A 19,077-nucleotide genomic window follows, 5' to 3' on the forward strand; every position below is an offset into this window, starting at 1 on the left:
GAACACGAGGAGATAGGTCAGAGGTGTAAGCAGGGCAACCTGTTAAGCTGACTGATACTAATAGGTCGAGGGCTTGACCAAATAAAAACGAAAGAAAAAAAGTTTACTGTGCAATTTTGAGAGGACAGAGTAATTTGAACTCTTAAAAACTAATATATAAGAAAATTGATAGAAGCGATCAGATTGAGGAAAGGCTTGAATGAGGAGTAGAGTTTACTTGTGTAAATGAGCACCGCAATGAAAGACTTGACGAAGATATGAGAAGCTTATAGCAATTTTCGATGATAATCTGGTGGTAATGACGTGAAGGTAACACCCCTTTCCATACCGAACAGGAAGGTTAAGCTTCAGGGTGCCGATGGTACTGCAGGGGAAGCCCTGTGGGAGAATAGGTCGCTGCCAGGTAATAAGGATCTTTAGCTCAGTTGGTTAGAGCAACCGGCTCATAACCGGTGGGTCCGGGGTTCGAGTCCCTGAAGGTCCACCATGAAAAGAACTACATAGTTTTATGTAGTTCTTTTATTTTTTGTCCGTATTATGGTACACTTTAAATAGTGTATTAGTTGGAGGAGATTTATATTGATATTTTATAGAATAAAGCAATTTTATTGGGCATTAACTTCTAAAATTAATGAACAGGATAGTAGGTTTATAAAAAATATTTTAAGCATAGAAGAATTAAAGTTGTTTAATAAACTGTCCGTAAATGAACAAAAACATTGTGTAAAAGTAGCATATGATGTAGAGCGTATTTGTAATAGTAAGCAAGGTAAATTAGATGAAAAATTGCTACTAAAGGCTGCTCTCTTGCATGATATAGGCAAGATACATAGAAAGTTAAATCTAGTAGACAAATCATTTATAGTATCAATGGATAGAATTTCAAAAGGAAAATTAAGAAAATTTTCTCAAAAGCCAAAGATAAATGTATATTACAATCATAGTAAAATAGGAGTAGATCTATTAAAAAAGATAGAGTATAATGAAAAGTTATTTTATCTGATAGAAAATCATCATAATAACGATATTCATAATAATAATTTGGAGTTGAAGATATTAAAGTATTGTGATAAAAGAAATTAAACTTATAAGTCAAATTTTTTAATTTATAAGTATTTTATGTGTATAAATTTATTCCAATTTTTATGATATAATTAATGTATAAGTGTATTAGTGGAGGTTAAGATGGATTCAAAAAAAAGAAGAATATATATTAAAGAAATTCTTGAAAAAAATGATAAACCTCAAAAAGGGCATATTTTGGCAGAAAAATTAGGGGTTACTAGGCAAATAATAGTTAAAGATATAGCAATTTTAAGGGCAGAAGGTAAAGATATAATAGCAACTCCAGATGGTTATCTGATTCCAAAAGCAGAAAAAAATTTAGTTAAGGCTGTAATAGCAGTTTCACACGAAACAAATGAAATAGAGGATGAACTTAAAACTATAGTTAAATTTGGGGGTAAAGTACAGGATGTAATAGTAGAGCATCCCCTTTATGGTGAAATAAAAAGTATGCTTATGATAAAAAATTTATATGATGTTGAAAATTTTATAAATAAAATAAAACAGTATAAAGCAGAACCACTATTGATATTAACAGGAGGTGTGCATTTACATACTATAGTTGCAGAAAACGATGACATAATTAAGAATATAAAAAGGGAATTGAAAGAGAAAAAGTATATTATTTCTGACTAATCCATAGCTAAGAGTTTTTATATTTATAAAAGAGGTGGTTGTATTATGAAGAGGAAAATGGCAATAGGTATTTTTATTTTAGTTTTAGTATTGTGTATTTCATTTTTAAATAATATCGTAAATTTCGTAATAAATATACAGTGGTATAAACAAGTAGGATACTTATCTGTTTATTTTACCAAACTTGTAGCGGTATGTAAGCTTATGATACCTTTATTTATTATAAGCTTTATAGGAATATGGTTATATTATAAAAGCTTAAGGATAAGCATTATAAAGTATAGAAAAGTTGTTGAGGTAAAAAGTAGTAAAGTTAAAATTGAGAGAAAAATAGTTTTTTTTATTGATTTAATTGTGTCTTTTTTAGCTTCTTATGTATTTGCATCAGCTTATTGGTATAGAATTTTACAATTCACAAATTCAGTACCTTTTAACAAAAAAGACCCAATTTTAAATTTGGATATTTCTTTTTATATATTTAAATTACCGCTTATACAATCCATATACAGTGCACTTGTAAGCCTATTTATTTTATTAGGATTGATAACTCTTTTTACATACTTTATATTAAGTATGAAAGATAGGTTTGTATCACGAAATTTTAAGAAAAATTTTGGTAAAATAAATATATTAGATAGTGGACTTACTAGATTTGCAGGAAAACAATTGGCAGTTTTAGCTGCTCTTATAATATTGTGTATATCAATAGGGTATATTTTAAAGTGTATTAACCTTGTTTATAGTCAAAATGGAGTAGCATTTGGTGCAAGTTATACAGATGCTCATGTAAGTTTGTTGTTCTACAAAATTATTGCAGTAGCATCTTTTATTGCTGCTATAGTTATATTTATTAGTATAATCAGAGTTAAAATTAAACCTATAGTGGCATCTATAGTTGTAATAATAGTTTTAATTATAAGTGGAAATTTAATGGCTTTTGTGGTTCAAAATTTTGTGGTTAAATCCAATCAAAAAACTTTAGAAAGTCCATATATAAAATATAATATAGATTATACCCGTAGTGCATTTAATATTGATAATGTGGATACTAGGTCTTTTGAAGTTAAGGATGATTTAACTTCAAAGGATATAGAAAATAATATGGATACGATAAATAATATAAGAATAAATTCTTTTGATCCTACACTTGAATTTTATAATCAAGTTCAAATTATAAGATATTATTATAACTTTAATAATATTGATATAGATAGATATAATATAAACGGGAAATTTAATCAAGTTTTTGTAGGTGCAAGGGAAATAAACAGCAAGGCAATAGATCCAAATACATGGCAAAATAGACATCTTATATATACCCATGGTTATGGAATAGTTATGAATAAAGTTAATTCTGTAACTTCAGAAGGGCAGCCTAACTTTGTCATAAAAGATATGCCACCTAATAATTCTACTGATATAAAAATTGGAAATCCAAGAATATATTTTGGCGAAAAAACGGATAACTATGCAGTAGTTAATACCAAAATAGGTGAATTTGATTATCCCAAAGGAAGTAATAATGCAACTAATATTTATAATGGAACAGATGGAATAAAATTAGGATTTCTAAATAGATTATTATTTGCAATAAATCAAAAGGATTTAAATTTCTTATTATCTAGAGATATATCAAAAGAAAGTAAGATATTGATAAATAGGAATATAGTTGATAGAGTCAATAAAATAGCACCTTTTTTAAACTATGACTCAGATCCTTATATAGTTGCAAGTGGAGGAAAGCTATATTGGATATTAGATGGATACACTGTTTCAAATAGATATCCTTTTTCACAACCTCAGAATGATGTAAATTATATGAGAAATTCTGTGAAGGTTACTGTAGATGCTTTAAATGGAGACGTAAATTTTTATATAGTGGATAAAACTGATCCTATAATAAAAAGCTATGCAAAAATATTCCCTAACTTATTTAAAAATATGAATCAACTATCACCTGATATAGTTAAGCATTTTAAATATCCAAAGGATTTGTTTAATATTCAATGTAGTGTACTTGGGAAATATCATGTAACAGATCCAGGAGTATTTTATAGTGGAGAAGATTTATGGGAAGTAGCTAAGAACCAAAAACAGGTTAGTGGCGAAAAGAATCTAATGGAGTCTCCTTATGTTGTTATGAAACTTCCAGGTGCTAATAAAGAAGAAATGATATTGCTGCAATATTTTAATATGAGAGATAAGGACAATATGGTAGCTTTATTTGGAGCTAGGATGGATGGAAAAAACTATGGAAAGATGATTCTATATAAATTCCCTCCAGAGAAGACGATATATAGCCCATACTTGTTTAAACAAAAATTAAATCAGGATACGACTATATCTACTCAACTGTCACTTTGGAATAAAGATGGGTCTAAGGTTCAATTTGGTGATACCATGATAGTTCCTATAAATAATTCTTTGGTTTATATAGAACCTATGTATCTTAGAGCCAGTGGCAAAGATAGTATACCAGAGATGAAAAGGGTCGTAGTATCTTATGGTGATAAAATAATATTAGCCCAAAGTATAGATGATGCTTTGCAGCAGATATTTAACTACAATCAAAATAATCAATTGCAAGGAAATAGCTCTACTCAAAGTCAGCTAGTTCCTACTAATAACGATAATCAGGAAAAGATAAAACAGGCTAAGGATTTGTACGAAAATGCATTAAGTGCACAGAAAAATGGTGATTGGTCAGGATATGGAGATAATATTAAAAAACTTGGAGATATATTGAATTCACTAGGTAAATAGAGTTTAATATAAAGTAGTAGAAACAGGGCTATTTTTAGATTATTAAAATAAAGATTTCTTTGAAGGGGAGATTAACATGGATTATGATGTGATTATATTAGGTGGGGGAATAATAGGATGTGCAGTTTCCTATGAACTTTCAAAGTATAATTTAAATATAGCATTGATTGAAAAAGATTATGATATTGCTAATGATGTAGCACCTATAGATTATTCTATAGTGTATGATGGATTGGAATGTGAAGATATATCATTATCAAAACTTGAATTTGCTGGTAGTAAGATTATGTCTGACTTGGCATCTAAGTTTAATATTTTCTTTGAGAAGAAGGGATATTTACTGTTAGCAGATACTAAAGAAAGTGAGAAAAAGTTAATTTGTATGTATAATAAAGCTTTGAATAGGGGCATGGAAAACATACAATTGTTAGATGGAGAAGAAGTACGGAAGATAGAGCCGAATTTAGGAAAAAATATAAAGAAAGCTATTTATTCTAAAAATACGGGGATTATATCACCCTATGATTTAGCTATTTCCTATGGTGAAATTGCTTGTGATAATGGGGTCAATTTTAAGTTAGGTGAAGAAGTTTTGGATATAGAAAGTATATCCAAAGGTTTTAAGGTAGTGACCAATAAAAATAAATTTACATGTAATATGGTACTAAATACGACCCCAGGTAAAAATTATAGTATAGATAGAGAAAATAGGGTAAATCAAAATGTAAAATATTTAGAATATTTTTCCGTAGAAAAAAAGTTAAGCAAACCCTATAATAATATAATTTCTACAATAGGAGATGGGGATAATAAAACATGCATTATCCCCGGAAAAGAAAATAAATTATTAGTCGGATTAAAGAATTATGAAAAAATAAGTTGTGAAGAGGGACTACAAAAAATAAGTGGTTTTATAAAAGATTTATCACAGGAAAACATTGGCGATTTTTATAATTCACATTTTTATGATGATTTTTTGATTATAGACGATAGTTTAATTGATGAAGATTATATTAAAATAATAGGAAAACATTATGGGCAGGTTACAATGACACCTTCAATTGCAAATATAGTGTGCAAGACAGTAGTAAACAAACTAAATTGCCGCTTGAAAAAGGATTTTGTGGATAAGAGGAGGGAATTCTATAAATTTAGAGAACTTTCTAATGAGGAAAGAAAAAAAATAATAAAACTAAATAGAAAATATGGAAAGGTAATATGTTATTGTAATAAGGTAACAGAGGGTGAAATAATAGATGCCATAAGTAGACCATTGGGGGCACGTACTATAGAAGGTATAAAGAGAAGGACAGGTGCAACTTTTGGAGATTGTAGAGGGACTAGGTGCCTTTATGAAGTAGCATCAATTCTTGCAAGGGAGACTAATAAAAAAATGACTGATATAGTTAAAGATTCTAAAAATTCCAATATCATGGTAGGTAGAATAAAGGAGTTTGATGAAATGTAATTGGGGGAGTTAGAATTGATAAAGGAGAGAACAGGTACTAAATTCGATAGGCAATGTATAGATATTAAAGATAGAGAGGATATTAATGAAAATTTATATAGCGGAGAAGAAAATTTGAAATTAAAAGAAGATAATAAGTGTGATATATTTACTACTATAGTTAGAATAAAAGGGTGTAATTGCAACGTAGTGCCAGTAAAGAGCTCTAAGCCACTAGATAAAAGCCTGTGGCTTGAATGCTCAAAAGTTTTAGCTAGAATACATGTTGGGGCACCTATAAAAATTGGAGATATAATTTGCAAAAATATACTAAATACGAAGGTGGATATAATTTGCACTAAGAATGTTAATAAAATTACAAAATAATTTCAAATTTACCTTTATTATTTTTAATATCTTGGTTATAATAAATAGTGGAAATATATTTAGTATATATGTAAATTTAGCATTAGAAAAAAATATATATTTAATTAAAAATTAACTGATGAAGAGGTTAGTAGCTTTAAAATGATTTAAGAGAGTCAGTGTCTTGGTGTAAGCTGATATCATAATATTGTGAATCCACCTTGGAAGTACTGATAAAACAGTTCGGTAATACCGTTATAAATTAGAGAGAATTAGCATTAATTTGTTAATTAAATAGGGTGGCAACACGGAGTCTTTCGTCCCTTTAGGGTACGTAAAGGCTCTTTTTATATTATAGGAAACTATATAGATGATTAGGGAGGATTTATAAAATATGTTAGATTTAAAAAGAATAAGAAACAATCCAGAGGAAGTAAAAAAACAACTTTCAAATAGAGGAGAAGATTTCGATCCAGCAACTATCGATGAAGTAATAGCTTTAGATGAGAAGAGAAGAAAAATCCTAGTTGAAGTAGAAGCTTTAAAGAATAAAAGAAATCAAGATTCAGCTCAGATAGCTAAAATGAAAAGAAATGGTGAAAATGCAGATGATTTAGTTGCTGAAATGAAGCATGTATCAGATAACATAAAACAGTATGATACTGAATTATCAGAATTAAATGGAAAGATAGAGTACATAATGCTTAGGATACCTAATATTCCTAATCCTGCAGTTCCAGAAGGAAAATCAGATGAAGATAATGTAGAAATTAGAAAATGGTCAGAGCCTACTAAGTTTGACTTTAAACCTAAAGCTCATTGGGATATAGGTACAGATCTTGATATACTTGACTTTGAAAGAGGTGGAAAGGTATCAGGTTCTAGATTTACATTTTACAAGGGGTTAGGAGCTAAACTTGAAAGAGCTATAATAACTTATTATTTGGATTTTCATACAGAAAAGCATGGATATACAGAAATATTACCTCCTTATATGGTAAATAGGACTAGTATGACTGGTACAGGTCAGCTTCCTAAATTTGAAGAAGATGCTTTTAGAATATCAAATAATGATTACTTTTTAATTCCAACTGCAGAAGTACCAGTAACTAATTTTCATAGAGATGAGGTTTTAAAAGGAGAAGATTTGCCATTGAAATATGTTGCATATAGTGCATGCTTTAGAGCAGAAGCAGGATCAGCAGGAAGAGATACAAGAGGAATAATAAGACAACATCAATTTAATAAAGTTGAAATGGTTAAATTCACAAAACCTGAAGAATCTTATGATGAGCTTGAAAAGCTTACTAATGATGCAGAAGATGTACTTAAAGGACTGAAAATTCCATATAGAGTAGTTAGAATATGTAAGGGAGACTTGGGTTTTACTGCAGCACTTAAGTATGATATAGAGGTTTGGATGCCAAGTTACGATAGATATGTAGAAATATCAAGCTGTAGTAATTTTGAGGATTTCCAGGCAAGACGTGCTAATATAAAATATAAGGAAACTCCAAAAGACAAACCAAGGTATGTACATACTTTAAATGGATCAGGAGTTGCTATAGGTAGAACAGTTGCAGCTATATTAGAAAACTATCAGCAAGAAGATGGAAGTGTTATAATTCCTGAAATATTAAGACCATATATGGGTGGAAAAGAAGTAATAAAATAAAATTATCTTATAAAATACAATATCTTTAAAATAAGATATTGTGAGAGTATTTTGGGTATATTGAGAGATATAATGAAATAGTTCATTATATCTCCTTTAGTATACTAAATACAGAGAAAATCACATGAATTATCAGGCTTATTTTAGATAAAAAGTAGTTATATTGAATTTTTTATATAAAAATTCAATATAAAAGATAAAAAAATGTTGACATATATGTAGACTGTTGTTATAATAATACTTGTCATGTTGGTCTAGGAAAGATGGTCGAGTTGGTTTAAGGCACCGGTCTTGAAAACCGGCGTACGGGTGACCGTACCAAGGGTTCGAATCCCTTTCTTTCCGCCATATAATAATTATATTTAAACGTAGGGCATGGAGAAATACTCAAGTGGCTGAAGAGGCGCCCCTGCTAAGGGCGTAGATCGGGTAACCGGTGCGAGGGTTCAAATCCCTCTTTCTCCGCCATTATACTTTTAATAATGGCTTAAATATAGTTACTTAAGGAAGTTATCCATTAAAATGGTTACTTCTTTTTTTATTTACTAGGATAGGTATATAAATTTTAACTTGATATAGTAAATAGCCTTGATTTTAATTGGTATTTGTGTTAATATAACACTGTTAATTTGCGTCAGTAGCTCAGTTGGATAGAGCAGTTGGCTACGAACCAGCGTGCCGGGGGTTCGACTCCTCTCTGACGCACCATAATCCATTAAAAACACTGACTTTCAGTGTTTTTTATTTTATCTAAATTTAGATAATTGTCCCCATTTTGTCCCCAAAGTTTTCAATGGGGTATTTCATTTTACATTAAATATAGAATTTATTTTATCAATTGCTTTGAATTTTTCAGGTGGCATTACATGAGTATAAATATTAGCGGTTATATTTATATTGCTGTGACCTAGTAACATTTGAACTGTTTTGAGCGGCACATTATTTTCAAATAGACGTGTAGCGAAAGTATGTCTTAAGCTATGAAATTTTTTATATGGTATATTATTATTTTTTAATACTCTCTCATAGGAACGTCTTAAATTACGTGGATCTATAGGTAAGCCTAGTTCGGTACAAAATACATAATCATTTTTTGTATAGGCCGGACCTGCTTTAATCTTCTCCTCTTTTTGCTGTAATTGGTGTTTTTCTAATATTGGTATAAGATTTTCAGGAAAAGGAATAGTCCTAATGCTATTTTTAGTTTTAGGAGTTTGTTCAATAAGGTGGTAGTGCCTTTTAGTACCTTCAATAAGAGTAACGCCTTTTATAGCTCTTTTGACTGATAAAGTACAATTCTCAAAGTATATATCACTCCATTTTAACCCTAATATTTCACCTTCACGTAGGCCGGTACCTAAATCTAGAAGAAACAAAGCTTTTAATCTATGATCTTGTACTGCATTTATAAATTGATTTTGTTCATCTACTGTGAATACGGTTATATCATCTTTTTTATTTTCATTTACTGAATTGCTTTCAGGGATAGTGATGGATTTCCCAATACAATAGTTTCTCACAATGTATCCTTCGTCAATACAGTAATTAAAAAAAGATTTAAGCAGCTTATCTAAGTTTTTAATTATACTGGAGCTCTTACCGCTATTAAATAAATCATTATAATAACGCTGTATATCAAGTGATTTAAGGCCTTTTAACTTTATAGGATATAATGGTGAAGGTTTTATATAAATCCTATAAACACCCTCATATCGTTCAAATGTTGAGGGCTTAACTGTATTTTTGATTTTTTCAAATAGCCATAGTTTACATACATTACCTAGAGTGAGTTTATCGTAATCATTGGTTAATCCGCTATTTAATCCATTCTTATATTCTTCGAGTTTATCCTCTGCCTCTTTTTTAGATTTGCCATAAAATGTTTTCCTAATTCTGTTTCCATCAGAATCACGACCTAAATCAACACGAAGTCTATAATATTTTTTACCATTCCTAACACAGTTAGTTTTAGTGGCCATTGTATCATCTTCCTTTCATGTGACCACGAATTTCGTCGTCAGTTAATTTATTGTCACCAACGGACACAATGTCCGCCGCTGGGGTGGAACTATATGTGTGACATTTTATGTCACACTAGTAACATCAAGGTTTTAGTCTTTAAAGAGGAAAACTACTCAAGTGTAAATTCACGTGAGTTATTTGGATTTTTCCAAGAAACCTAGTAAGACACCCATTCATATAGTACGAATGAAATAATATCGAAGTTGCTATTTTAGCTAATAGTTTCCCGATTTTAAATCACTAAACCCCATTTGGGTGTCAATTAATTTATTGTTCAGAAATTAATTTGTGTATCCCCTCATATGGAGGGTAACTATAATAGCAGAATAACCTATACCGACTGATTTTAAATCGAACGGTGTGTTTTTGCCCCATTGTTGTGCAATTCCCCTTTAAAGGGGTGCTGCAAATTTGAGACAGGGGTACGTCATATTTGAATATATAAAGCATAGATTTTAAATCCGACCTTATGTAAACATTTGGTTTACGGATATGGTGTCCAAAAACTTCAGTATTGGATTCGCACTTACTTGGGAAATCCCAAGTATTCGCCTTTGTGGCGAGAACCTATAGGAACATGAGTGATATTCTCTTTGTGTGTCAAAATTTCAGATATACAATATATTGATTTAAAACCAATAAACCTTAAGGTGGGAAATTCCACGTTCAAAAGTGTGAATTTCGTACATCAGGTAAGGGACTATTGGTCGGTTGGCTCATTTACCATTTTGGTAAAGACCGGATTTTAAAATTGAGCCTTATTAATTATTAGTCAGTTAGTTTATGGTAAGTTAGGATCTCTATCAAATTTAAGGTCACTTTCTTTAGGTCCGTCATCTACTAAGCCATATCTTATTAAGTAATTTGTAAATATCTTATCTAAAATATCATTAATAGTCTTTATTTTTTTATCTTTTTCACTATAAAGTTTGTAAAAGTCTTTGTTTTCAATAATATTACTATTAGCTATGAAACTTTCATTAGAAAATTCAAATATTGTCCATATTAGTTCACGATAAAGTTCTAAATTATTTGATAATGTTTTATTAGTTATTTTATTATCTTTGAAAGTAACTGCCTTGTAAAATTCAGCTATTATTATGTTATCCATAGTTCTTCTAATATCTAAAATTTTTTCTTTATGTTTAGGATATTTTTTCATTATATTATCAATATCTTTAGACACTTCAGCATTCATTTTTTCTTCAAATTCATATGAAATTAAATCAGTTATATCAACATTAAGAGTTTTAGCTATTTCATTAAGAATGTCTATATCAGGTTCTCTAGTATTATTTTCATAATGTGCATATGTTGAACGTGGTATATTTAATTTATGAGCCATGTCAGCTTGAGTCAGTTTTAAGTTTTTCCTATAACTTTTTATTTTATCACCAATTTTTATTATTTCATTTAATCCCAATTAAAGCGCCTCCTATAATTTATATAGTAAAATAAAATCTCCATAAATGCAACAATTATTTGAAAAGGTTATTGACATATCCAATATTGAATAATATAATGAAAATATAAAATAATTCTGCAATATTGGAACAAAGGAGGCATCAATCATGCTATATAAAATAGCAGGTAGAAGAGTTGAGAAAGGAATTAAATCAGGTAAATTTGCTAAAGAGTTAGGAATTACACCTCAATATTTAAGATTAATAGAAAAAGGAGATGCTGAACCAAAAGTAAAATTGGCTCTTAAGATGTGTGAAATTCTTGATCTAGATCCAAAGAAAACATTTTTCAGCGAGGAGGAAAAATAAGCAAATTATATAAATTAATTATTTTCAAATAGAAAAATATACTATTTTTGGAAATAGAGCATGAAACACGAGGAGGATTATTTAAGTGGAAAACAATGTATCAGTATTAAAACCGCAGCAACTTGCAGACAGATGGCAAGTAAGTCTAACGAAAATATATGAGGATAACAATGCAGGACTAATTCCACATCTGAAGACTAATCGTAATAGATTTCCTATTGCAGCAATAGAGGCTATGGAAAATGAAACAGGATTTGATGAAAGAGATATTCCAACTCCATTAGAAAGAAAGCAGAGAAGAAAAATTGCAGAGCTGGAGAAGATGCTGGAATTAAAGGATGAAGAGATAAAAAAACTTAGATCTAATATTGTTAAAGCATGTACATTTTTAACAGAAGAGGTTTATTCAGATATTCTAAATCAAGACAAAAAATAGTACCATAAGTACATTACTTTTCTACTTGGAGGAATAATAGTCCTGAGGTGATAAAGTATGGTAAAGCAACAGCAGGAAAAAGGTATAAAAGTAATTATTGACAATCCTGAATGTATTCCAATTGCACAAGAAAGGCTAATTAAATTTCTATATGATGAATACATTAGGGAAGCTTCTACAGAAGACTATAAGAAAATTCAAGATTAGTTACATTACTTTTTCTTTAAGGGGGAACAATAAGCTCTGAGGTGAAAAGATATGGCAAATAGGAAAGAGAGAAAAATAAAAGTAGTTGTTATGAATCCAGAAAGGATCCCGTACATGGAACAAAAAATAACGAAATTGTTATATGAAGAATATATAAGAGAAATATCTACAGAAGACTATGAGAGAATTGAAGATTAATTGAATTACTTTTCCATTAAATGGACATACTAGCTCTGAGGTGAAAGATATGGAAAATGATAATAGACCATTAGTTACAATGATTCTTCCAAAAGATAGAACTTTATTAGAAAAGAAGTATGGTGAAGCACTTGCACAAGCAGTCGCTGAGATATTAAGTAATGAAGAACTTGAATACTTAATCAGAAAACTTAAGAAAACTTAAGAAAACATCTGATGAATAGGCTGAAAAGCCTATCAAAGAAGTATATTTATACGGTAATCTTTTAATTAAAAAGTGTACAAGCTAAATAAAATAGACAAAGGAGCTACACTTATCAATTTAGCATGTATAGATAGAACTTGTGGCTTAATTGCCGTTGCTAAAAGTAGCAATAAGTGAAAGAAAAATTTAAAATTTTTTGAAGAAAATTTCAAAAAATAATAAAAAAAATTACAAAAAAATTCGAAAGGCCGCAACAGCTCTAAAGCCTTATAATATAAGTGTTTAAGAGAGTATGTTTTAGATATGATAAGGAGGAACATAAATGGCTGAGTATAAAATTTTAGAAAATAGACCTGATATTAAAAAAGTTATGACAATATCTGAATTTTGCAATGAGTACAATTTAGGCAGAAATAAAGCTTATACTCTTTGTCATAAGTCAGATGCACCAGTAATCTTCAACGGAAAGAAAATATTATTCATAAAGGCAAAGGTTGATGAGTGGATGGAAAGTTTAATTGGAAAGCATATTTAGTAATGATGTGCAAAAGGCTAATAAGTAGGTGGTGACGTGAACTCTAGTGAAAATATATTTTTTAAGCGATTTGATGGAGCAGCAAGAAAAATATTTTTTGAAGATAAAAGCAAATATATGGTTTTATCATGGATTATATTCAGAACTAATTATCAAGAAGAATATCAAGGATTAAAAAGAAATGAATGTTATTTTAGTTATTCAATAGTTGAAAATGAATGTAATGTGAGTAGAAAAAAACTGCAAAGAATTTTATTAGATTTAGAGAATGATGGGTTTATTAGATGGATACACAAGAGCAAGGGTAAAAATAGCAAAAGTATAATTTATTTAATAGAAATAGGATACGGTTCAGAGAACGGTTCAGAATACGGTGAAAGTATTGAAAACACTAACATAACAGATACTAAGGATACGGTTAAGGATACGGTTGAGGATACATCTTCTAGAAATATATCTAAAAATAAATCTAATATATATACTACGATTTTTGATTATTGGAATAGCAAAAAGATAATAACTCATAAAAAATTAACTAAAGATATGGAAAATGCAATAGGTAAAGTTTTAAAAACACATTCAGATGAAGAAATAAGACAAGCAATAGATACCTATTCACAAATACTCCAGAGTGATTTCTATTTTAATTACAAATGGAGCTTAAAGGATTTTCTTAATAGAAAAAATGGAATAAGTACGTTTATGGATGAAGGCACTAATAAATGTAACTATGATGAATATTTAAAATCTAAGCAGTTTAAAGAAAAAAGTAAATCAAATATTAGTAATGGGTGTAGACCAAATGCAGGGGCATTTCAAGAAATTAAATAATATGATTTATAAAATAGGAGGATGATAAAACATGAAACTTTATAATATACAAGCTGAAAGAGATTTACTGGGATCTGTAATCATTAAACCTGATAATTTATGTGATTGCATAGACTTATTGAAAAGTGATGATTTTTTTAAGGATAGCCATAGGTTGCTATATTCCGCTATTGTGAGATTATATACAAATAGCAAAGATGTTAATATAACTACTATTGCAGAGAATTTAAATTCAAAATTGAGTTTAGTTGGTGGAATAACTTATATTTCACAGCTTACAGGTCAGACGCTGCAGGCTGAAAGTATAAAATCATATGCTGAGATAATAAAAAAGTATTCTAATGCTAGAAAATTACTTGCAGTGTTGAAAAAAGATACAACAAGAATAGAGAAAACAGATGCAGACATAAAGGGCATAGTAAGAGAATTACAGGATCTAAGTTTAGAGTTTGAAAGCAAAATTAATGTAGATAATGGAAAATTAGACAAGCCTATGGTAAATGTGCTGGACAGTCTTGAAAAAAGATATCTAAATGGTGGATCTATACAGGGAATAGAAACAGGCTATAAGGTATTAGATAAAACCCTCAACGGATTAAATAAAAGTGATTTCATAGTTGTATCCGCTAGGCCTTCAATGGGTAAAACCGCTTTTGCAATAAACATAGCTTTGAATATAGCTAAACATCATAATATAAGCTTTTTTTCACTAGAAATGTCGAAGGAACAGTTGTTGGAAAGAGCATTAGCAGCTAAAGCTTTAATTCAAATGAATAATATTAAATCAGGTAAGTTAACAGATAAAGAGTGGACTAGGGTAAGCCAAGAAAGCGGGATTATAGTAAATTCTGGTTTAAGGATATATGATAAAATATATTCACTAAATGGCATAAAAGCAGAGTGTAAAAAGAGAAAATTACAAAGCAGCTTAGATGTTGTTGTAATAGATTATTTGACACTTATTGATGGAGCTGAAAAGTCAGATAACAGGGTTCAAGAGGTAAGCAAGATATCCAGACAGCTAAAGCTTATGGCCAAAGAATTAAATGTAGTGATTGTTGCACTGGCGCAGTTAAGCAGAGCGCCAGAGGGAAGAAATGACCATAGACCTATACTTTCAGATTTACGGGAATCTGGTTCAATAGAACAGGATACAGACATAGTTATTTCTCTTTATAGGGATGAGTATTATAATCCAAATACTGATGATAAAGGCATTATAGAGGCTATAATCGAAAAACAGCGAAACGGTAGGACTGGAACAATAAAACTAGCGTGGATACCAAAGTATCAATTAATTACAGATCTATGTATAAAATAGGAGGTCTGAATGGAGGACAAGCTATTAATTGTATTTATAAATAGGGTAAAGGTTAAATATCTGCAGTGTAATGATATTGAGCTGAAAAAGTACATTGGAGAAATACTTGCAGGTGATGTTGATATAATGCATAGTAAATTAAGTGAAAATTCAAAAAATATAAGGCAAAAACCTAAAAATAGGTAAAAAATAAAAGCTTGCTCAAGGAGCTAAGCTTGTAATCTGAACAATTATTAGTTTACAACCTTGAGTAAAAACTGTCAAGGAGGAATAACAAAATGAGTAAAACGTTATTAAATACATTAAAAAATGTTGTAAATGGCACTATCGAAAGAGAATACATGAAGGTTACTGATGATTTTCAGGAAGTATTAAAGAAGAATACTAATTTAGCAAAAGAACATAGGGAGTATTCAGATAAAGTAGAAGAACTTTCAGAAAAATTAAGTAAGGTTGTTCCAGAGGAATATAAAAGTTTAATTGACGATTTAGTAGATGCAAGTACAGGTGTTATGTCTGCAGAATCTGAAATACTTTTTAAAGAAGGAGTTGTCCTGGGAGCGACTGGACTTAATTATTTAAGTGAAATAGGCACTTATCTACAATTCATATAGCGAGATAAGGAGGTTTGTGTATGACAAAGGTAACTATTTCTTATGAAAATGATATGGAAAAAGCTAGTATAATTGATGATTTAAAAATTCATCACAAGATACTAAGAGTAACCCATGAATGTAAAAGTAAAAATGATAATTGTAAATATAGACGGGTTTATGTATTCCTTGAAAATAAAAATTAAGTAAGGTGGTATATGTGAGTATTTATATACTATTAGAATATGTCAGAGGATGCGAAAGAATAAATGTAGAGCCAAGCATAAAAGGCTTATATGAATTTAAAAAATTATGGAGGCGCTAAATGGACGGAATAAAGGATCAACTATTACTAGACAAGCTGCTTAAACAGGTATATAAGACTTTGAAGAAGAAAATGTTTCCTAGAAAACATATAAAATTATTACATGGTGATGTTGATATAGCAATAAAAGAAATGGATAGTATAGTTATGGGATGTTATGAAAATGAACCAGTAGGCAATTATAGATATAAGCATCACATATTTATCAATTTGGAAATAATAAAAGATTACACGGAAAGCAATTGGGGAAAAAGGTATTTCAAGCAAAGGATAAAAGATACAATAGCTCATGAATTAATACACGCCTATGTGTTTGAGGAATATGAGGGCTTCTGTGACATAGAAAACACATATCTTGATGGCAGTCCCATATTTTTAAGTATATTAGCATATTTAAATTTACCAAGTGGATATAAGTCATGGAAAAGTTTTATACGTACTGATTTATATAAGAAAATCAAACAATGCAATACCTTTGAAAAGGTAGAACATATGTTATTTAGAACTGTTTTAGCATATGAAAAAAAGTTTAGAGAATTAGAGCGAATAGTTGATAATAATAAAAAAATATTAGTTGCAAACTTTTTTGAATTTGCCAATGGATACACAACAGGAGTAAAAGGATATAGTACAGTTACATTTAATGATAATGGCTTTTTATGTAAATCTAATAGCTTCCAGATAGGGGCATATACAGATATATCTAAATTAAATGCTTTAATCAAAAAGAAGATAGTTAATAATAGTTTTGAATATAAGTTTTGTGGGAAATTTGAATGTAATACAACTGAGGATAAAAGAAGTAAACTGCATTTACAGAGTATGAATATATGATTAAGAACGTAATGAAACTGGCCAGCATAGTACAAACACTATAATCAAAGTAGCAATGGATGCAAAAACATGATAAGTAATTTATGTAAAAAACAGGAGTAAAATATATGTTATAATAAATATAGAGATGAATATTAAAAGTACTGCACCTATAGTGGTGTAAGGCATTAGAAATAATGACCGCAGGAAAATATCTCATAAACCTTTTATTTAAGGTTATGGATGTGTTTCTGTGGCCATTTTATTTTGTTTAAAGATTGCGAGGTAGGCTAAGTTGGAAGATAGAGCAAAACAGGCTAGAAACGAATATATGAAGAATTGGAGGAAAAAGAATAAGGACAAAGTAAAAGCAGCGCAAGAGAGGTATTGGATTAAAAAGGCAGATAATAAGAAAGGACATTAAGCAATTTATTAATAACTAGGTCAAATTCAGTTAAGGCATTTAAAATGTCAAAACCTAAAGGGTATAAAGGATGCCCCCTACCTCAAAAGTTTAAGGGGACTGTGAGCAAGACCGAATGCCAATTGTTCCTTTGTGATAAATGGATGCGTAATTTCTAACATAATAAAAAATCATATGAGCTAAGGAGAATTATATAACATGAATAAGTTTAGTACAGATCAAGAAAATTTTATAAGCAAATATAAGTCTTTTAAAGCTGCAGTTAAAAATATAGATTTAGATATAGACGAATACAACGAATGTTCTGAATCTATTGAGAATGTCAAAAGGCTGGAGGAGTTAAAGCAAAATTATGTTAAAAAGATTAATATAATAGATTTATTTTTAGATAGCTTAAGTGAAGCAGATAGAAGAATAGTTATTTTAAAATATATTGAAAGAAAAACCAGCAAATTTATAGCTAAAGAATTTAATATTATACCTCAAAAGATAATATATAAGGTTTCTTTAATAAAAAAATTAATACTAAAGTTGGAGTGTGAATAAATATGGTATTGACTGAAAATGAAGCTTTTTTACTTGCATTAGGATATACTTTTGATATATCAGACGTAAGGATCAAGACTACTTGTCATAAAATATTAGATAAAAGAGATATGAAGGTCAGAGACATATACATGATAACTGATTATGGAGGAGCATTGAAGCTATATAGACGTTATAAGAAAACTTATATATATAAAGTAGGAAGGTTCCGAGTGCCAGATTTTATAGATGATACTTTGATAGTTCAGCTTGATAGGAAAAGGAGTTCGTAAAATGTGAATTCTTTTTTATTATCACTTTTGACAGTATTGACAAAACCGTTTTGCAGAAATCTGATGAACGGTACCGTTTTGACAACATTGGCAGAACGGTAAAATATAAGATCGCTTTTGCTATAATATTGGTAGAAGCGTTTTTTCTGTTTCTGCAGATTCCTGCGAAAACAATTATTTATAAATGGAACTTTTGTCAGAAATCTGACAACCTTCCATTTATAAAAAAGGTTCGCCTAATTCTGCAAACCTTAATTAAGGAGTGCGAAAAATTTCGCAGTCCTTAAAGGTGAAGGTGCCGTCAATTTTGAAGGGTTCGACATTAATGTCGAGAAACATCAACGTTGGGGTTTCTAATAATAACTAGAAAATTTAATATTTAGTAGTGGTCAATTTGACTTGTACTGAAAATTCAAAAACTGTAGAGGATAAATAAGAGATAGCTATACAAATTATACTTAAAGTATGCAAATATAGCTTAAAATGCTTATATGGGAGCTTTAACATTAAGACTTATAATTATATGATTTTAAAAAATGGAAGTTAGCAAATATTAATATTTATGTACTTTTGAATTAACTATACAACAATTATAAATTAAAATAGAAAGGGTACTAATATACTG

The 19,077-nt window shown here is 29.6% G+C and carries 23 protein-coding genes, 4 tRNA genes, 1 rRNA gene and 1 other annotated feature; of the genes, 26 read left to right on the forward strand and 2 right to left on the reverse strand.

Annotated features, from left to right (window positions below):
• Nucleotides 1-288 precede the first annotated feature (288 nt).
• From rrf to CLCOS_RS10240, 11 genes are all read left to right on the forward strand, one after another.
• Nucleotides 289-405: ribosomal RNA gene (gene rrf / locus CLCOS_RS10190) — 5S ribosomal RNA — on the forward strand.
• A gap of 5 nt (nt 406-410) precedes the next feature.
• Nucleotides 411-487: transfer RNA gene (locus CLCOS_RS10195), tRNA-Ile, on the forward strand.
• A 92-nt stretch (nt 488-579) separates the two neighbouring features.
• Nucleotides 580-1,083, forward strand: a complete 504-nt coding sequence (locus tag CLCOS_RS10200; protein ID WP_063601797.1) for an HD domain-containing protein — start codon at nt 580-582, stop codon at nt 1,081-1,083.
• Between the two features lie 102 nt (nt 1,084-1,185).
• Nucleotides 1,186-1,701 carry a transcription repressor NadR gene (locus tag CLCOS_RS10205; RefSeq protein ID WP_013236723.1) on the forward strand — a complete coding sequence of 172 codons (516 nt, stop codon included), beginning with the start codon at nt 1,186-1,188 and terminating at the stop codon, nt 1,699-1,701.
• Nucleotides 1,702-1,746: 45 nt separating this feature from the next.
• On the forward strand, nt 1,747-4,464 hold the full coding sequence (locus CLCOS_RS10210; protein WP_063601798.1) for a UPF0182 family protein: 2,718 nt from the start codon (nt 1,747-1,749) through the stop codon (nt 4,462-4,464).
• A gap of 76 nt (nt 4,465-4,540) precedes the next feature.
• Nucleotides 4,541-5,932: an FAD-dependent oxidoreductase gene (locus tag CLCOS_RS10215; protein WP_063601799.1), complete on the forward strand. Its 1,392-nt coding sequence runs from the start codon at nt 4,541-4,543 to the stop codon at nt 5,930-5,932.
• A gap of 15 nt (nt 5,933-5,947) precedes the next feature.
• Nucleotides 5,948-6,298: a DUF1667 domain-containing protein gene (locus CLCOS_RS10220; RefSeq protein WP_063601800.1), complete on the forward strand. Its 351-nt coding sequence runs from the start codon at nt 5,948-5,950 to the stop codon at nt 6,296-6,298.
• A 109-nt stretch (nt 6,299-6,407) separates the two neighbouring features.
• Nucleotides 6,408-6,605 (forward strand) — a binding site (T-box leader).
• 66 nt (nt 6,606-6,671) lie between these two features.
• The gene (gene serS, locus CLCOS_RS10225; protein ID WP_063601801.1) at nt 6,672-7,952 is read left to right on the forward strand and encodes a serine--tRNA ligase; all 1,281 of its coding nucleotides are present in this window, start codon (nt 6,672-6,674) and stop codon (nt 7,950-7,952) included.
• A gap of 257 nt (nt 7,953-8,209) precedes the next feature.
• Nucleotides 8,210-8,300 (forward strand) — tRNA-Ser (locus tag CLCOS_RS10230).
• A 29-nt stretch (nt 8,301-8,329) separates the two neighbouring features.
• Nucleotides 8,330-8,420, forward strand: a tRNA-Ser gene (locus tag CLCOS_RS10235).
• 163 nt (nt 8,421-8,583) lie between these two features.
• Nucleotides 8,584-8,660, forward strand: a tRNA-Arg gene (locus CLCOS_RS10240).
• Nucleotides 8,661-8,755: 95 nt separating this feature from the next.
• Here the strand turns inward: CLCOS_RS10240 and CLCOS_RS10245 are convergent.
• Entirely contained in the window at nt 8,756-9,931 is a 1,176-nt protein-coding gene (locus CLCOS_RS10245; protein WP_063601802.1) for a tyrosine-type recombinase/integrase, read from the reverse strand.
• An 824-nt stretch (nt 9,932-10,755) separates the two neighbouring features.
• Entirely contained in the window at nt 10,756-11,397 is a 642-nt protein-coding gene (locus CLCOS_RS10250; RefSeq protein WP_063601803.1) for a helix-turn-helix domain-containing protein, read from the reverse strand.
• A 148-nt stretch (nt 11,398-11,545) separates the two neighbouring features.
• On the opposite strand from CLCOS_RS10250, the gene CLCOS_RS10255 reads away from it, so the two are divergent.
• The 15 genes from CLCOS_RS10255 to CLCOS_RS10295 all read left to right on the forward strand — a co-directional run bounded on the left by CLCOS_RS10255 (nt 11,546) and on the right by CLCOS_RS10295 (nt 18,452).
• A complete protein-coding gene (locus tag CLCOS_RS10255; RefSeq protein ID WP_082853579.1) occupies nt 11,546-11,746 on the forward strand; it encodes a helix-turn-helix transcriptional regulator in 201 nt (66 codons plus the stop codon).
• A gap of 85 nt (nt 11,747-11,831) precedes the next feature.
• On the forward strand, nt 11,832-12,182 hold the full coding sequence (locus CLCOS_RS10260) for a hypothetical protein (protein ID WP_063601805.1): 351 nt from the start codon (nt 11,832-11,834) through the stop codon (nt 12,180-12,182).
• A gap of 57 nt (nt 12,183-12,239) precedes the next feature.
• On the forward strand, nt 12,240-12,389 hold the full coding sequence (locus CLCOS_RS22435) for a hypothetical protein (RefSeq protein WP_156496383.1): 150 nt from the start codon (nt 12,240-12,242) through the stop codon (nt 12,387-12,389).
• A gap of 51 nt (nt 12,390-12,440) precedes the next feature.
• A complete protein-coding gene (locus CLCOS_RS22440) occupies nt 12,441-12,587 on the forward strand; it encodes a hypothetical protein (protein ID WP_156496384.1) in 147 nt (48 codons plus the stop codon).
• A 49-nt stretch (nt 12,588-12,636) separates the two neighbouring features.
• On the forward strand, nt 12,637-12,792 hold the full coding sequence (locus CLCOS_RS22445) for a hypothetical protein (protein WP_192847923.1): 156 nt from the start codon (nt 12,637-12,639) through the stop codon (nt 12,790-12,792).
• A 322-nt stretch (nt 12,793-13,114) separates the two neighbouring features.
• Nucleotides 13,115-13,327, forward strand: coding sequence for a helix-turn-helix domain-containing protein (locus CLCOS_RS10265; RefSeq protein WP_063601806.1), 213 nt, complete (start codon nt 13,115-13,117; stop codon nt 13,325-13,327).
• A gap of 36 nt (nt 13,328-13,363) precedes the next feature.
• Nucleotides 13,364-14,158, forward strand: coding sequence for a hypothetical protein (locus tag CLCOS_RS10270; protein ID WP_063601807.1), 795 nt, complete (start codon nt 13,364-13,366; stop codon nt 14,156-14,158).
• Nucleotides 14,159-14,189: 31 nt separating this feature from the next.
• On the forward strand, nt 14,190-15,479 hold the full coding sequence (gene dnaB / locus CLCOS_RS10275) for a replicative DNA helicase (RefSeq protein WP_063601808.1): 1,290 nt from the start codon (nt 14,190-14,192) through the stop codon (nt 15,477-15,479).
• Nucleotides 15,480-15,488: 9 nt separating this feature from the next.
• Nucleotides 15,489-15,665 carry a hypothetical protein gene (locus tag CLCOS_RS22450; protein WP_156496385.1) on the forward strand — a complete coding sequence of 59 codons (177 nt, stop codon included), beginning with the start codon at nt 15,489-15,491 and terminating at the stop codon, nt 15,663-15,665.
• Nucleotides 15,666-15,757: 92 nt separating this feature from the next.
• Nucleotides 15,758-16,093, forward strand: coding sequence for a hypothetical protein (locus CLCOS_RS10280; RefSeq protein WP_063601809.1), 336 nt, complete (start codon nt 15,758-15,760; stop codon nt 16,091-16,093).
• Between the two features lie 20 nt (nt 16,094-16,113).
• Entirely contained in the window at nt 16,114-16,278 is a 165-nt protein-coding gene (locus CLCOS_RS22455) for a hypothetical protein (protein WP_156496386.1), read from the forward strand.
• A 119-nt stretch (nt 16,279-16,397) separates the two neighbouring features.
• A complete protein-coding gene (locus tag CLCOS_RS10285) occupies nt 16,398-17,231 on the forward strand; it encodes a hypothetical protein (protein ID WP_063601810.1) in 834 nt (277 codons plus the stop codon).
• A 274-nt stretch (nt 17,232-17,505) separates the two neighbouring features.
• Complete coding sequence (locus tag CLCOS_RS22975) at nt 17,506-17,634, forward strand: hypothetical protein (protein WP_275507169.1); 129 nt, start codon at nt 17,506-17,508, stop codon at nt 17,632-17,634.
• A 198-nt stretch (nt 17,635-17,832) separates the two neighbouring features.
• On the forward strand, nt 17,833-18,180 hold the full coding sequence (locus CLCOS_RS10290; protein WP_063601811.1) for a hypothetical protein: 348 nt from the start codon (nt 17,833-17,835) through the stop codon (nt 18,178-18,180).
• A 2-nt stretch (nt 18,181-18,182) separates the two neighbouring features.
• Entirely contained in the window at nt 18,183-18,452 is a 270-nt protein-coding gene (locus CLCOS_RS10295) for a hypothetical protein (RefSeq protein ID WP_063601812.1), read from the forward strand.
• Nucleotides 18,453-19,077: the final 625 nt, after the last annotated feature.

This window comes from Clostridium coskatii (assembly GCF_001675205.1).
In the GTDB taxonomy this organism is placed as follows: Bacteria; Bacillota; Clostridia; order Clostridiales; family Clostridiaceae; genus Clostridium_B; species Clostridium_B ljungdahlii.

Excerpts from the sequence above, each read along its gene's own strand:
- CLCOS_RS10265 (WP_063601806.1), top strand. The coding sequence starts at position 13,115 with ATGGCTGAGTATAAAATTTTAGAAAATAGACCTGATATTAAAAAAGTT.
- CLCOS_RS10205 (WP_013236723.1), top strand. The coding sequence starts at position 1,186 with ATGGATTCAAAAAAAAGAAGAATATATATTAAAGAAATTCTTGAAAAA.
- CLCOS_RS10245 (WP_063601802.1), bottom strand. The coding sequence starts at position 9,931 with ATGGCCACTAAAACTAACTGTGTTAGGAATGGTAAAAAATATTATAGA.
- CLCOS_RS22440 (WP_156496384.1), top strand. The coding sequence starts at position 12,441 with ATGGCAAATAGGAAAGAGAGAAAAATAAAAGTAGTTGTTATGAATCCA.
- CLCOS_RS22435 (WP_156496383.1), top strand. The coding sequence starts at position 12,240 with ATGGTAAAGCAACAGCAGGAAAAAGGTATAAAAGTAATTATTGACAAT.
- CLCOS_RS10215 (WP_063601799.1), top strand. The coding sequence starts at position 4,541 with ATGGATTATGATGTGATTATATTAGGTGGGGGAATAATAGGATGTGCA.
- CLCOS_RS22445 (WP_192847923.1), top strand. The coding sequence starts at position 12,637 with ATGGAAAATGATAATAGACCATTAGTTACAATGATTCTTCCAAAAGAT.
- CLCOS_RS22455 (WP_156496386.1), top strand. The coding sequence starts at position 16,114 with ATGACAAAGGTAACTATTTCTTATGAAAATGATATGGAAAAAGCTAGT.
- serS (WP_063601801.1), top strand. The coding sequence starts at position 6,672 with ATGTTAGATTTAAAAAGAATAAGAAACAATCCAGAGGAAGTAAAAAAA.
- CLCOS_RS10255 (WP_082853579.1), top strand. The coding sequence starts at position 11,546 with ATGCTATATAAAATAGCAGGTAGAAGAGTTGAGAAAGGAATTAAATCA.
- CLCOS_RS10210 (WP_063601798.1), top strand. The coding sequence starts at position 1,747 with ATGAAGAGGAAAATGGCAATAGGTATTTTTATTTTAGTTTTAGTATTG.
- CLCOS_RS10280 (WP_063601809.1), top strand. The coding sequence starts at position 15,758 with ATGAGTAAAACGTTATTAAATACATTAAAAAATGTTGTAAATGGCACT.
- dnaB (WP_063601808.1), top strand. The coding sequence starts at position 14,190 with ATGAAACTTTATAATATACAAGCTGAAAGAGATTTACTGGGATCTGTA.
- CLCOS_RS10290 (WP_063601811.1), top strand. The coding sequence starts at position 17,833 with ATGAATAAGTTTAGTACAGATCAAGAAAATTTTATAAGCAAATATAAG.
- CLCOS_RS22450 (WP_156496385.1), top strand. The coding sequence starts at position 15,489 with ATGGAGGACAAGCTATTAATTGTATTTATAAATAGGGTAAAGGTTAAA.
- CLCOS_RS10295 (WP_063601812.1), top strand. The coding sequence starts at position 18,183 with ATGGTATTGACTGAAAATGAAGCTTTTTTACTTGCATTAGGATATACT.
- CLCOS_RS10285 (WP_063601810.1), top strand. The coding sequence starts at position 16,398 with ATGGACGGAATAAAGGATCAACTATTACTAGACAAGCTGCTTAAACAG.